This is a genomic window from Acinetobacter sp. CAU_H_60 (assembly GCF_058599385.1).
Genome location: NZ_CM178653.1, coordinates 111128 through 125482 on the forward strand (window position 1 = coordinate 111128; position 14355 = coordinate 125482).

Annotated in this window: 11 protein-coding genes and 1 riboswitch; of the genes, 10 read left to right on the forward strand and 1 reads right to left on the reverse strand. The window is 45.9% G+C overall.

All coding sequences use genetic code 11. The annotated features are described in order from the left end of the window. Positions 1–5: 5 nt before the first annotated feature. From murC to lpxC, 6 genes are all read left to right on the forward strand, one after another. Positions 6–1454 (forward strand): UDP-N-acetylmuramate--L-alanine ligase, encoded by a 1449-nt coding sequence (gene murC, locus AC4MBN_RS00540; protein WP_005232692.1) that lies wholly within the window; start codon positions 6–8, stop codon positions 1452–1454. 53 nt (positions 1455–1507) lie between these two features. Continuing rightward, on the forward strand, positions 1508–2437 hold the full coding sequence (locus AC4MBN_RS00545) for a D-alanine--D-alanine ligase (RefSeq protein WP_179991918.1): 930 nt from the start codon (positions 1508–1510) through the stop codon (positions 2435–2437). A gap of 3 nt (positions 2438–2440) precedes the next feature. Then, positions 2441–3295, forward strand: a complete 855-nt coding sequence (locus AC4MBN_RS00550) for a cell division protein FtsQ/DivIB (RefSeq protein ID WP_491880474.1) — start codon at positions 2441–2443, stop codon at positions 3293–3295. 71 nt (positions 3296–3366) lie between these two features. Beyond that, positions 3367–4629 (forward strand): cell division protein FtsA, encoded by a 1263-nt coding sequence (gene ftsA, locus AC4MBN_RS00555; RefSeq protein ID WP_034170249.1) that lies wholly within the window; start codon positions 3367–3369, stop codon positions 4627–4629. 159 nt (positions 4630–4788) lie between these two features. Next, positions 4789–5976, forward strand: a complete 1188-nt coding sequence (gene ftsZ, locus AC4MBN_RS00560; RefSeq protein WP_125279164.1) for a cell division protein FtsZ — start codon at positions 4789–4791, stop codon at positions 5974–5976. A 126-nt stretch (positions 5977–6102) separates the two neighbouring features. Then, on the forward strand, positions 6103–7005 hold the full coding sequence (lpxC, locus tag AC4MBN_RS00565; protein ID WP_034170289.1) for a UDP-3-O-acyl-N-acetylglucosamine deacetylase: 903 nt from the start codon (positions 6103–6105) through the stop codon (positions 7003–7005). 99 nt (positions 7006–7104) lie between these two features. Here the strand turns inward: lpxC and AC4MBN_RS00570 are convergent, their stop codons facing one another. Next, a complete protein-coding gene (locus tag AC4MBN_RS00570; protein WP_313584174.1) occupies positions 7105–7545 on the reverse strand; it encodes a DciA family protein in 441 nt (146 codons plus the stop codon). Positions 7546–7655: 110 nt separating this feature from the next. Here AC4MBN_RS00570 and AC4MBN_RS00575 point away from each other — a divergent pair, with 110 nt between their 5' ends. The 4 genes from AC4MBN_RS00575 to AC4MBN_RS00590 all read left to right on the forward strand — a co-directional run bounded on the left by AC4MBN_RS00575 (position 7656) and on the right by AC4MBN_RS00590 (position 14309). Beyond that, on the forward strand, positions 7656–8345 hold the full coding sequence (locus AC4MBN_RS00575) for a M23 family metallopeptidase (protein WP_419365471.1): 690 nt from the start codon (positions 7656–7658) through the stop codon (positions 8343–8345). Positions 8346–8695: 350 nt separating this feature from the next. Continuing rightward, positions 8696–11398 carry a pyruvate dehydrogenase (acetyl-transferring), homodimeric type gene (gene aceE / locus AC4MBN_RS00580; RefSeq protein WP_125279167.1) on the forward strand — a complete coding sequence of 901 codons (2703 nt, stop codon included), beginning with the start codon at positions 8696–8698 and terminating at the stop codon, positions 11396–11398. A gap of 2 nt (positions 11399–11400) precedes the next feature. Further along, positions 11401–13431: a 2-oxo acid dehydrogenase subunit E2 gene (locus tag AC4MBN_RS00585; RefSeq protein ID WP_491880475.1), complete on the forward strand. Its 2031-nt coding sequence runs from the start codon at positions 11401–11403 to the stop codon at positions 13429–13431. Between the two features lie 88 nt (positions 13432–13519). Continuing rightward, a riboswitch (yybP-ykoY riboswitch) is annotated at positions 13520–13661 on the forward strand. 72 nt (positions 13662–13733) lie between these two features. Further along, positions 13734–14309, forward strand: coding sequence for a TMEM165/GDT1 family protein (locus AC4MBN_RS00590; protein ID WP_491880476.1), 576 nt, complete (start codon positions 13734–13736; stop codon positions 14307–14309). Positions 14310–14355: the final 46 nt, after the last annotated feature.

The window sequence follows — 14355 nt, forward strand, 5'->3', positions numbered from 1 at the left end:
AAATTATGTCTCCAGTAACCCCAGCAGACCAAGCAAAGAAATTAATTAAAGTCCCGGAAATGCGCCGGATCAAGCATATCCATTTTGTAGGGATTGGTGGTGCAGGGATGTGCGGGATCGCTGAAGTACTGAAAAACCAGGGGTATAAAGTTTCTGGTTCAGACATCAAAGCCTCTAAAACCACGGCTCAATTAGAAGAAAATGGCATCAAGGTCTATATCGGCCATGCAGCCAGCAACATCAAGGGTGCCAATGTCATCGTGGTATCTACCGCGATTGATAAGGAAAACCCGGAAATCAAGGCAGCCCTTGAAACCCGTACACCTGTGGTCCGCCGTGCAGAAATGCTGGGTGAGCTGATGCGTTACCGTCACGGGATCGCGGTTGCAGGCACTCACGGTAAAACCACAACCACCAGTCTGATCACCTGTATGCTGGCAGAAGAAAATCTGGATCCGACTTATGTGATCGGCGGTTTGCTGAACCGTACTGGTGTGAATGCCGCTTTGGGTGCGAGCCGTTATATCGTGGCAGAAGCCGATGAATCAGATGCGTCATTCCTGTATCTGGAACCAATGGCTGCCGTTGTCACTAATATTGATGCTGACCATATGGATACTTATGGCGGTAGCTTCGATGTCTTGAAAGACACCTTTATCCAGTTCCTGCAAAAACTGCCATTCTATGGTTTAGCAGTGGTGTGTGGTGACGATGCCAATATCCGTGAAATCATGCCGCGTATTGGTCGTCCATTACTGACTTATGGTTTTAACGAAGACAATGACATTCGTGCTGTCGATGTTGTACAGGAAGGTATGCGCAGTCACTTTACCGTATTACGTAAAGATCGTGAGCCGCTACGCGTGACTGTGAATCAGCCGGGTCTGCACAATGTACTCAACGCCCTGGCTGCGATTGGGATTGCAACGGATGAAGGTGTATCTGATGCGGCTATTTGCCGTGCACTGGAAGGCTTTAGTGGCGTGGGTCGTCGCTTCCAGGTACAAGGTCAATTCGAACTTGAAGGCGGTGATGTGAAACTGGTCGATGACTATGGCCACCATCCAAAAGAAGTAGAAGCCACTATTAAAGCGGCTCGTGCCAGCCATCCAGATCGCCGTCTGGTGATGATGTTCCAGCCGCACCGTTTTAGCCGCACCCGTGACTGTTTTGATGACTTCGTAGAAGTGCTTTCACAAGTCGATCAACTGCTCTTACTTGAAGTGTATCCGGCAGGGGAAAAGCCAATTGTAGGTGCAGATAGTCGCGCATTGGCACGTAGTATCCGTTTACGTGGGGAAGTTGAACCAATCCTAATTGATCCGGTCGAGGGGAACCTGAGCCAGGTGATGAAAAAGGTATTGCAAGCAAATGACTTGTTATTAACCCAAGGCGCAGGTAATGTTGGAGCAATCTCAATCGAACTTGCTCAAAATCATTTATATGTAAAGTAAAATAGTCATGTTATGACTGATTGAACAGATTCAAAAAGTTTAAGGATATAAACGTGTCAAATGCTTCAAAATTCGGAAAAGTTGCCGTATTGCTGGGTGGTAAATCTGCAGAGCGTGAGGTTTCGCTAGATAGTGGAACCGCCGTACTTGAGGCATTAGTGCGTTCTGGGGTCAATGCAGAAGCGTTTGATCCACAAGAGCGTAGTGTTACCGAGCTAGTAAATTATGATCGTGCGTTTGTGGTATTGCATGGTCGTGGCGGTGAAGACGGCCAGATTCAGGGTGCGCTGGAATGGTTGAATATTCCATATACCGGTACAGGCGTACAGGGTTCTGCCATTGGTATGGATAAAGTCAAAACCAAACAGGTTTGGCAGGGTTCAGAATTACCTACTGCGCCATACCGTATCGTGACCAAGAACTCGAATGCGCAAGAAATTGTATCTGCTTTAGATTTGCCGCTGATCATTAAGCCTGTACATGAAGGTTCGAGTATTGGCATGAGTAAAGTTGAAAAAGTAGAAGACTTTGCCGATGCGATTGCCAAAGCGACTGAACATGATGCCGTTGTTATGGCAGAGAAATGGATCACAGGCCGTGAATTTACCATTGTGATTCTGAATGGTCAGGCTTTACCCGTTATTCGCCTGCAACCGCCAGAAGATGTGGCTTTCTATGACTACGAAGCTAAATATCAACGTAATGATGTGGAGTATGGCATTCCATGTGGCTTGAGCGAGTCTGAAGAGAAAGAATTGCAAGCTTTGGCTCTACGTGCTTTCCAGGCAGTGGGTGCAAGTGGCTGGGGTCGTATTGATGCAATGCAGGATGAACAGGGTAATTTCTGGTTGCTGGAAGTGAATACAGTTCCAGGTATGACCAGTCATTCTCTGGTACCAAAAGCGGCTGCAGCCGTTGGCTATAGTTTTGACGCGCTCTGTGTAGCGATTCTGGAACAAACATTAAACGGTGCGGCACACTAAGTTATGGCTCAACTCCCAGCAACCATGCGCCGTAAACGTGCTGCGATTACCTCAATTCACGACAAGCCGCCGACACGCAAAGAAAAACTGACCAACCTGGGTGGTTGGGTCTTGTTGTGTGTCGCGCTGGTGGTGCTGGCTTTTGGGATTTTTGGCCTATACAAGGTGATGACTGATGCTCAGGTAGCAGAGCTGAAAGTGGCAGGAACGCGTTCAGCAGCTGAAGAGCACCAGGTCATGCAGTACGTTTCACCGATTGTGACTGAAAACTATTTTACTTCGGACCTGGAATCAATTCGTGACCGCGCACTGGAACTGTCTTGGGTGGACCGTGTGGTTGTATCTCGTGCCTGGCCAGACAAGATTCATGTCCGGGTAATGCCGCATCATGCTATTGCCCGATGGGGTACAGGACGACTGCTAAGTGATAGCGGCATTATTTTCACTGAAGTCAGTCCTAAAGATTATTCAGCTTTACCGTTGCTGCATGGACCCTCTACTCATGCAAATACCATGATGCGACGTTATAATGAAATCAATCAGTTATTTTTACCACAAGGTATTCGTTTAAAAGAATTATATTTAACTGAACGAATGACATGGTTTATGCAGTTTGATTCAGGTTTGCGTGTAATTGTCGATAAAGACCAGACCATGAGCAAGTTGCAACGTTTGAGTCATCTGTCCTATAGCGAACTAAAACCGGTATGGTCGAAAATTTCAGCGATCGACCTGCGTTATCGCAATGGATTGGCGATTCAATGGAAAAATTCAATTCCGCCTAAAATTGTAAATGGTCAATTTATTGTAACCATTAATGACACGGGCGTTGAGAATAATGTAACAGTAAAGCCATAATGACCGGCTTTAAAAACTAGAGGCCTTATAAAGCCATAAATCTAACAAACACGTAATGGTAGTAGTTAATAATGAGTGAAGCTGTTCCCTCGGTTGTGGCGATTGACATTGGGACACACAAAGTTTCAGTTTTGATTGGTAAGGTACACGCGCCAGACAATATCCAAGTGATTGGGATGGCGACCGCTCGTAACCGAGGCATGAATAAAGGAAAAATTGTCAGTCTCGATAAAGTCATTACCGCCATTAAAAACGCCGTACAAGAAGCGGAAGATATGGCTGAATGTCGTGTGCATTCTGCGTGGATTTCGATTCCAAGTGCTGAATTAAAAAGCTTTTATGCCTCGGGTCGTACCACCATTGATAATAGTGAACATTCAATTACGACCAGTGAAGTGGTGCGGGCACTTGAGCTGGCCAAAGCCAGTCATGTCACCTCAGATCATTATCTGGTGAGTGCGGTACCTTTGGGCTTCGAGCTAGATGATGCACCGGAATGGGTACTCAACCCGATCCGTATGTCGGCACATAGCATGACCGGGCATTATCACTTGATGATGTTACCGATCAGCACCATGCAGAATATTGACCGCGCTTTAAAAGGAGCCAATATCGGTGTGGAGAAAATGGTGGTGTCCTGTCTGGCTACCGCTGAAGCCAGCCTGCTCAAAGATGAAAAAGAATACGGCGTGTGTCTGGTAGATATCGGTGCGGGAACCACCAATGTCGCTGTTTATCTGGATGGACGTTTGGCGTTAACCCATACTATTCAGCGTGGCGGTGAACATGTCACCCGTGATATCGCAGCAGTTCTACAGACCACAACAGAAGAAGCAGAACGTCTGAAATTACTCTACGGCTGTGTTGACCTGAAAGTGGTTAAACCAGAGCATATGATTCAGTTCCAGGGCATTGACGGACCACAAACCATCAGCCGGATTGAACTGACTGAAATTATCATGGCGCGTTATGAAGAAATCATGGGTCTGGTGCGTGATGAACTGGTAAACCATGGCGCGATGCAGGGACTGTATCATGGTGTGGTGCTGACTGGTGATGCCAGTCAGATTGAAGGTATGGTCAGCTTTGTACGCCGTACCTTGGGTGTATCTGCACATCTGGGCAATCCGCCGGTACAGGTCTATGCGGATGAACAGCACCAGGCGGCTTTACGTCGTTCCCAATACGCAACAGTGGCTGGTTTGCTGATGTTTAGTCAGAGTGATACCCAGGAAACCCTCGTTGAAACCGAAGACGGGGACAAATTATCAGTAACACAGCGCATTAAACGGGCATGGTCAGGTTTTAACGAAACGTTAAAAGCGATCTTTTAAGCGATTTTTATTGTGAATATTGTTGGGAAGTTGTAGTTAATCGGGCTTGTACTTGACAAGTGCCTGCTTGAGCAGCATTCTTAAAAACAATTTTTATCAAGATTAAGGCAGTATACGGGCTTAGTGACTGCCAATTATGAATTAGGAATTTTATAGGTCATGGCCTCATTTGAATTTTTCGAAGAAGATCATAGCGATAGCAATGGTCAAGCCCGTTTCACTGTATTTGGTGTAGGTGGTGCGGGTGGTAATGCTGTACAGCATATGTTGCAGTCCGATATCCAGGGCGTAAAGTTCGTCTGTGCCAATACAGACAAACAGGCACTGGATCGCATGGAAGCCGAATTTAAAATTCAGCTGGGCGAGCAAAGTACACGTGGTCTGGGTGCTGGAGCAAATCCACAGGTCGGTCAAGCGGCAGCAGAAGAAAGCCGTGAACTGATCCGCCAGCAGCTTGAAGGTACCGATATGGTATTCGTTACTGCCGGTATGGGTGGCGGTACAGGTACCGGTGCTGCGCCAGTCGTTGCTGAAATTGCCAAAGAAATGGGTATCCTGACTGTTGGTGTCGTGACTACGCCATTCAACTTTGAAGGTAAACGCCGTTTGCAATCTGCCGAGAAGGGGATTGAAGCGCTAGAACAGCACGTAGATTCTCTGATCATCATTCCAAACCAGCGTCTATTGAAAGTCTTCCGTGATATTTCAATGAAGGATGCGTATAAAAAAGCGGATGATGTACTGTTGAATGCAGTACGTAGTATCTTTGATCTGGTGGTACGTCCTGGTCACATTAACCTTGACTTCGCCGATCTGAAAACTGCAATGAGTACGCGTGGTTATGCCATGATGGGTGTAGGCTTGGGTCGTGGTGAAAACCGTGCACGTCAGGCAGCAGAGCAGGCGATTCGCAGCCCATTACTGGATAACGTCACTATCATGAATGCCAAAGGTATTCTGATTAACGTGACTGGTGGTGATGACGTAACCTTCGGTGAAATTGAAGAAATTACTGATGTTGTAAACCAGATCGTGGATCTGGACGAAGGTCAGGTCTTCTACGGTACAGTATTTGATCCGGATGCACGTGATGAAATCAGCGTAACAGTGATTGCGACTGGTTTGACTCGCCATGCTGCAGATTCGGTTGAGCCGACTAAACGCGCGAATGTACAGGCAGCACGTCCATCATCATCACAGGCAGTAGTTGAAGATGATGATGTACCGGCAATTCAGCGCCAGCAAAATGAAGCAGGTGCAGCAGCTAATCCTGCCGCTTCAGTTTCTAGTCCGCGTCCAACGCCAATGAGCATCCAAGATTATCTTAAAAATCAACAGCGCAAATAATATGTAACAGCATGTGTTTACGATGATTGCACAGAAAAGGTGGCTTTAGAGCCACCTTTTGTTTTTTATCAATGGCCAAATATGCTAACGTATAGCGGTTTTATTGGTGAACAGATGATAAAAAGCATGTTGAAACAACGTACCCTGCAACGTATCGTGAAAGCGAGCGGAATCGGTCTTCATAGTGGGCAGAAGGTTATGATTAACTTTGTGCCACACCACGCCGATGGGGGCATTGTGTTTCGTCGTATTGATCTGGATCCACCTGTCGATATTCCTGCGGATGCCTTATTGATCCAAGAAGCTTTCATGTGTTCGAATCTGGTTCAGTCAAATGCCAAAGTGGGTACGATTGAGCATGTGATGAGCGCCATTGCGGGACTGGGCATTGATAACCTGATTATTGAAGTGTCAGCTTCAGAAGTTCCCATTATGGATGGTAGTGCCGGACCTTTCATTTATCTGCTCATGCAGGGCGGCTTGCAAGAACTAGATGCACCAAAGAAATTTATTAAAATTATTAAACCTGTTGAAGCCCTGATCGATGATAAACGGGCGATTTTCAGCCCACATGACGGCTTTCAGCTAAATTTCACTATTGATTTTGATCATCCTGCCTTTAAAAAAGAACATCAGTCTGCCAGCATCGATTTTTCTACAGAAACCTTTGTTTATGAAGTCAGTGAAGCGCGTACATTTGGCTTTATGAAAGACCTTGACTACTTGAAAGCCAATAATCTGGCTTTGGGTGCAAGCTTGGAAAATGCGATCGGTGTAGATGAAACCGGCGTGGTCAATGAAGAAGGTTTGCGTTTCTCGGATGAGTTTGTACGTCACAAGATTCTGGACGCAGTAGGTGATTTATACCTGCTAGGCCACCAGATCATTGCCAAATTTGATGGTTACAAATCAGGGCATGCTTTGAATAATCAACTATTGCGTAACGTGAAAAGTGACCCAAGCAGCTATGAAATTGTAACATTTGATGACGTAACTCAATGTCCAATTAGTTATGTAACTGTGACATAAGTCCTTGTCTTTGTGTCTTTGTGTTATAACTTAGCTGCATCTAATGTGACACCTGTCACATAAAAACAACATTGGAATTTATTACATCTCATTGCAATGTTACTTTTTATTGCTTGCCAAACGTAGTAAAGCTTGGCTAAGCTTAGGGTCGCTTATAAAGTCAGCAGCACCGCGAAGTAATTCCTGTGTTTCTGGACTCAAGGCTCTTTCAGATTTTTCTGGAACCGGTTGAACAGGGGATGGATTCCTTAAGCAAACCTGGATTTTAGTGAGATCTTTTAATTCGTTTATTTGAGAGAGTTGTGAGATGTATTGCTTTTGAAGATAAGCCAATTGAGAAATCATGGCTTGGTTTTCACCAGTAATCGTTAACACACCATTTTGATAGCAGGCAACTTGCCATTGTTCGGGTTGAGGCAATAGCGGTTGTACGAGTTTCGTAAGCTTCTGCCATGCAGAAACTTGTGATGAGAGAAACGAAAAGTTTCCTATTTTTATCTGTTTTCTTGTTTTTTGAAAGACGTTGACAGGTTCCGACATACATAATTCCTACATGTTTATGTCTTAATCTTATGCGCTTCTTAAAGTGGATATCAAGGAAGAGATCTTCAAGAAACTCGATTAGCAGTTTAGAGAGGTTTTTTATGCATATGCCTATGCGACGTATCCTATTGGCATTTTCTATTTCGGTTTCAGCTGCTTCAGTAGCTTTTGCAGATTTAGTGGATCTGAATCAACAAGATGCTACACCTGACCGTCTTGAGCAGTTAACACGTACTTTATCGCAGGGTTCTTATACCCATCCTGAAGATATTGATATTCCCGCACAAACCAAATTAAATGTTCAGCTACGTGAAAAACCGGTTGAACTGAATAATCAGACCATTGCTCAAAAATATAGCAATTCTTCATCCAGCAAAGTTGCATCTTCAAATAACCCTTATTCATGGTTAGTAGCTCATCCATTACCCGACATGAAACGTGTCAGCTCAAATTTTGGCGGCCGTACCATGGGTGGTCGTGCTGAAAATCACTCAGGCCTAGATCTGGCTGCTGCAAGCGGTACCCCGATCTACGCAACTGGTCCTGGTATCGTAACCAAATCGGGTTGGGGTACAGGTTATGGTCAGTATGTCGAAATTAACCATGGTAATGGATACCTTACTCGTTATGCCCATGCTTCACGCTTGATTGCACGTGTGGGAGATCAGGTGCAAGCTGGTGATCATATTGCGAATGTAGGTTGTACAGGTCGTTGTACAGGTCCTCATCTACACTATGAAGTAGTAAAAGACGGTCAACGTAAAAATCCTTCAACTTATTTAGCAATGTTGCCTTAAGCGTAGCTTTGCTCAAAATAACTGAAATACTTTAATACGTCTGATACTTGATACTCATAAAAAATCAATCAAAACGCTTTTAAGGCAATTAGGCTGAACATTTCTTCCAGGGAGTAGAGAAGGAGTTCGGTCTAATTGCTTTTAGATATTATATTATCACCCGGAATTATAACTGTCGTATAAAAAATCGCCATTATTGACTTCTTTTTGTTACTTTGTGTAATAAAGTGTCAATGGATATTTAGATAATAAATAGTACTCCAGAACCGCATTCAGCCAGAGCCATACCTGCATAAGCCGTAAATATGATACATATAAGTGATCAATTTGGCTTTCAGGAACTGTAGATTATGGCGTTTTATGGAGATACCGACGCTCAAGAAACCCAAGAATGGCAAGACGCTTTTGACTCTGTTTTGCAGCACATGGGAACCGAGCGTGCCGCCTTTTTACTTGAAAAACTTTATCAACGCGCAATTGCCAAACATGTTCCTATTCAGCGTTTAAATACTCCCTACTTAAACACTATTTCTGTAGAAGAACAACCTGCGATGCCGGGCGACCAGGATATGGAGCGCCGTATTCGCGCGCTGATTCGCTGGAATGCTTTGGCAATGGTGCTTCGCGCAAATAAAACCGGTGATGACCTGGGTGGTCACTTGGCCAGCTTTGCTTCATCTGCCACTTTATATGATGTGGGTTTTAACCATTTCTTCCGTGCCAATAACGACAGCTTCGGTGGCGACCTGATTTACTATCAAGGTCACTGTGCACCGGGGATTTATGCCCGCTCATTTTTAGAAGGTCGCTTAACTGAAGAGCATCTGAATAATTTCCGTCGTGAAGTCGGCGGCAAAGGCTTACCCTCTTATCCTCATCCTTACTTGATGCCAGATTACTGGCAGTTCCCGACGGTATCGATGGGTCTGGGTCCAATCATGTCGATCTATCAGGCGCATATTCAAAAGTATCTGATGAACCGTGGCTTGATTAAGGAAGAAGACCGTAAAGTCTGGGCATATCTGGGCGATGGCGAAATGGATGAGCCGGAAAGCTTGGGCGCGATTTCACTGGCGGGTCGTGAGAAGCTGGATAACCTGATCTGGGTGGTGAACTGTAACTTGCAGCGTCTGGATGGTCCGGTACGTGGTAATGGCAAGATCATTCAGGAACTTGAGTCATTGTTCCGTGGTGCCGGCTGGCGTGTCATTAAAGTCGTCTGGGGTCGTCATTGGGATCCACTACTGGATAAAGACAAATCTGGTGCACTCAAAGCGATTATGGAAGAAGCAGTGGATGGTGATTACCAGCGCTATCAGGTGAAAGGTGGTGCCTACGCACGTGCACATTTCTTTGGTAAATATCCAGAAGCAGAAGCTTTGGTTAAAGACCTGAGCGATGAAGATATTGATAATCTGAACCGTGGTGGTCATGACCCGTACAAAGTCTTTGCTGCCTATGCAGAAGCGACCAAGGCCAAAGGTCAGCCAACGGTGATTCTGGCGAAAACCGTAAAAGGTTATGGTCTGTCTGATGAAATTGAAGCGGTGAACAAGACCCACCAAATCAAGAAAATGCAGCTGGAATCATTAAAATATGTACGTAACCGTTTCAACCTGCCATTTACTGATGAACAACTGGAAGAAATTCCATTCTACCGTCCAAGTGAAAACTCGCCTGAAATTAAATATATGAAGGCACGCCGTGAGGCACTGGGTGGTTATCTGCCGGCACGTCGCAAAGAAAGCGAATCTTTACCGATTCCTGAGCTTTCTGTTTTTGATGCTGTGCTTAAAGGTTCAAACGGTAAAGAACAGTCCACCACCATGGTCATGGTCCGTCTCATCTCTGCCTTGTTAAAAGAGAAAGCAATCAAGGACCGTGTAGTACCGATTGTTCCGGATGAAGCACGTACCTTTGGTCTGGAAGGGATGTTCCGTCAATTGGGGATCTATGCAGCGCATGGTCAACAATATACCCCTGAAGATCAGGAACAGTTGATGCATTACCGTGAAGCCAAAGACGGACATATGCTGCAGGAAGGGATTAATGAAGCCGGTGCGATGAGCGCATGGGCAGCCTTGGCGACCAGTTATTCAACCAATAACCTGCCAATGATTCCGATGTACATGTACTACTCGATGTTCGGCTTCCAGCGTATTGGCGATATTGCCTGGGCCGCAGGTGATGCACAGGCGCAAGGCTTCTTGCTGGGCGCAACCGCTGGCCGTACTACCTTAAATGGTGAGGGCCTGCAGCATCAGGATGGTCATTCACACATTCTGGCCAATACCATTCCGAACTGTGTCTCTTATGACCCGTGCTTTGGCTATGAGCTTGCCGTGATTGTGCATGATGGTCTGCAACGTATGTATGTGAATCAGGAACGTGTGTTCTATTACCTGACCCTGATGAACGAAAATTATGAACATCCACCAATGCCGCAAGGTGCAGAAGAAGGCATTAAGCGTGGTATGTATCTGTTGGAAGAAGACGAGAAAGCTACGGTTCAGTTAATGGGTTCAGGTGTGATTCTGCGTGAAGTCATCAAGGCCGCGAAAATCCTGCGTGAGGAATATCAGATTCATGCCAATGTCTGGAGCGTGACCAGCTTTAATGAACTGGCTCGTGATGGTATGGCATGTGAGGAATATAACCGCCTGCATCCACTGGCCGAAGAAGCCAAAGAGCCATGGGTATCTCAGCAGTTACGTGACAAGGACGGTATCGTAGTATCGGCCACCGATCACATGCGTGCCTATAGCGAACAGATCCGTGCCTATCTTCCAGATAGCCGTCCGTTCGTAGCCTTGGGTACTGATGGTTATGGCCGTTCAGATACGCGTGGCAACCTGCGTAGCTACTTTGGTGTCGATGCCGCACATATTGTCGTGGCAACCTTGAAGAAGCTGGCAGATGAAGGCGAAGTCGATGCACGTTTAGTGAAAGACGCGATCTCTAGCTTTGAGTTAGATACTGATCGTCCGGTGGCTTGGGCACCTCAGGCGACTCCTGAATTGCATCCAGTTGCTGACTACAAAGAGGAGAACTAATCATGCAAATTACGACTCCAGATATTGGTGTAGATAAGGCAACTGTGGCAGAAATCCTGGTGAAGGTGGGTGACACCATTGCTGTAGATGAAAGTATTGTACTGCTGGAATCAGATAAAGCCTCTGTTGAAGTGCCAAGCACTTCAGCAGGTGTAGTTAAAAGCATCCTGATCAATCAGGGTGATGAAGTATCTGAAGGTACTGTCTTGATTGAACTGCAGGCTGAAGATGATGCCAGTACGGTAGAAAGTCAGGAAGCTGATGCTGCTGACAAAACTTCGGAAAATACTCCAACTGAATTACCTGATGAAGAAATCCTGCAGGAAGTGGCGACACATCAGCCTAAAGCCTCTAATCAAAATGAACAGTCCTCTCAATCGGCTTCTACATCTACTATAGAAGTGAAATTGCCAGATATTGGCGTAGAAAAAGCCCTGGTGGGTGAAATTCTGGTTCAGGTTGGCGATGAAGTTGAGGTAGATCAAAGCCTAGTCGTGGTTGAATCGGATAAAGCGACAGTTGAAGTACCAAGTACAGTTGCTGGTACTGTAGAGGCGATTCATATTCAGGAGGGCGATTCAGTCAAAGAAGGAGTGCTGATTCTAACAGTGAAAACTGCAGATTCGACACCAGCTGCTGAGCAAGCAGCGCCTCAAGCGGAAGAAAAGCCAAAAGCTCAAGCAACACCTGAAGCCAAAACTGAAACAGTGCCACAACAGGCGGCATCCCCTACAGGTAATATTGAAGTAAAAGTACCTGATTTAGGTGTAGACAAGGCTGCTGTAGCAGAAATTCTGGTACAGGTCGGTGATACGGTGGAGAAAGACCAGAGCATCATCGTGGTCGAGTCAGATAAAGCGACAGTAGAAGTGCCAAGCACGACTGCCGGAGTGATTAAGGCGATTCATGTTGAACTGGGTCAGAATGTTTCTGAAGGCGTGGCACTGATTACGATTGAAGCCGAAGGGCAGGTAGCACCTGCTGCTGCTCCAGCGGAAAAATCAGAAGCACCTACAGCTAAAGCTACGCCTGTACCAGTGGCAGCTCCAAAAGCTGACACTGCTGCTGCGACGCCTGAAACGCATAGTGCAGACAAGCTTAGTAAAGAGCAGAACGCTGCCAATGCCAAAGTTTATGCTGGTCCTGCTGTGCGTAAACTGGCTCGTGAACTGGGTGTGGTATTGGCAGAAGTGAAAGCTTCTGGTCCGCATGAGCGTCTAATGAAAGAAGACCTGTTTGCGTATGTGAAAGATCGTCTGACTGCACCGCAAACAACAGCCGCACCTGCGGCAACTGCAGCTCCTGCTGGCTTGCCAAAACTGCCTGATTTCAGTGCTTTTGGTGGGATAGAAGAGAAAGCTTTGACGCGTCTGCAACAGGTTTCGATTCCGCAGTTATCGCTAAATAACTACATCCCACAAGTGACCCAGTTTGATGCAGCCGATATCACTGAGCTGGAAGCTTGGCGTAATGAGCTAAAAGGCAATTTCAAGAAAGAAGGTATTGGCCTGACCATCATGGCTTTCATTATCAAGGCTGTGGCTTATCTGCTCAAAGAAGAGCGCGAGTTTGCCGGTCACCTGTCTGATGACGGTAAATCGGTATTGCTACGTAATGAGATCCATATGGGCATTGCGGTTGCGACGCCAGATGGTCTGACTGTTCCTGTATTACGTAACCCGGACCAGAAGTCGATCAAGCAGATTGCCATTGAGCTGGGTGAGTTAAGCCAGAAAGCGCGTGATAAGAAATTGTCACCTAAAGATCTGCAAGGTGCGAACTTCACGATTACCAGCTTGGGTTCAATTGGCGGTACAGCATTTACACCGTTGGTGAACTGGCCGCAAGTGGCGATCCTGGGCATTTCTCCAGCCACCATGCAACCGGTATGGAATGGGGAGGGCTTTGATCCACGTCTGATGCTGCCACTGTCACTGTCTTATGACCATCGCGTGATTAATGGTGCCGATGCTGCACGCTTTACCAATAAGCTGACCAAGCTGTTAAAGGATATTCGTACGCTCTTGATCTGATTCATGAATGTATGAAAATAAAAACCCTGCTCCGGCAGGGTTTTTTTATATGACAATTTGTAAATATAAACACGGTTGGCTATAATGGGCGCACTTCATTGGGGAGTAGCCGCCTTTTGCGCAAAGCAGAAGGGTGATGGTCAACATATTTGCTCAACAGGGCATGGTCATCATAGCAAAGAACCAAATGAGCTTCTCGAAGCTTTCTTTTGTTGGCAAGACCTTTGATTTACCATTCTGCAGATTTTGGCTGGCGGGAAGGGTGAATCATCGGTAGAAAATGCCAGCCAGAGAAAGACCGCATGTACGAATTCCTGCTTTCCACGGCCATCGTTGCACTTGCCGAAATGGGTGATAAAACCCAGTTACTGGCTTTGCTTCTTGCAGCACGTTTCCGTAAACCAACATCGATTTTAATTGCAATTTTACTGGCAACCCTGATTAACCATGGTCTTTCAGCAGCCCTGGGGCAATGGGTCACTACCGTTATTGGGCCAGAAATTTTACTGTGGATTGTGTCAGTCGGTTTTATTGGGATGGCGATCTGGATGCTGATTCCGGATGAACTAGGGGATGAAAACGACAGTATCAATAAATGGCAAAAGTACGGCGTGTTTGGTGCGACTTTTGTGCTGTTCTTCCTGGCTGAAATTGGCGATAAAACCCAGATTGCGACAGTGGCACTGGCAGCACGTTTTGACAGTGTGCTTTGGGTGATGATGGGTACTACCGTCGGAATGATGATTGCCAATGCACCTGCGGTATTTATCGGTGACAAACTGGCGAATAAACTTCCAATCGGTCTGATTCATAAAATTGGCGCCAGTATTTTCTTGATCATCGGTGTGGGCACCTTGGCACAACATTATTTATTTTAAAAATAAAAATCAATTTCGTATAAATCCTGAGCTAAAAACTCGGGAT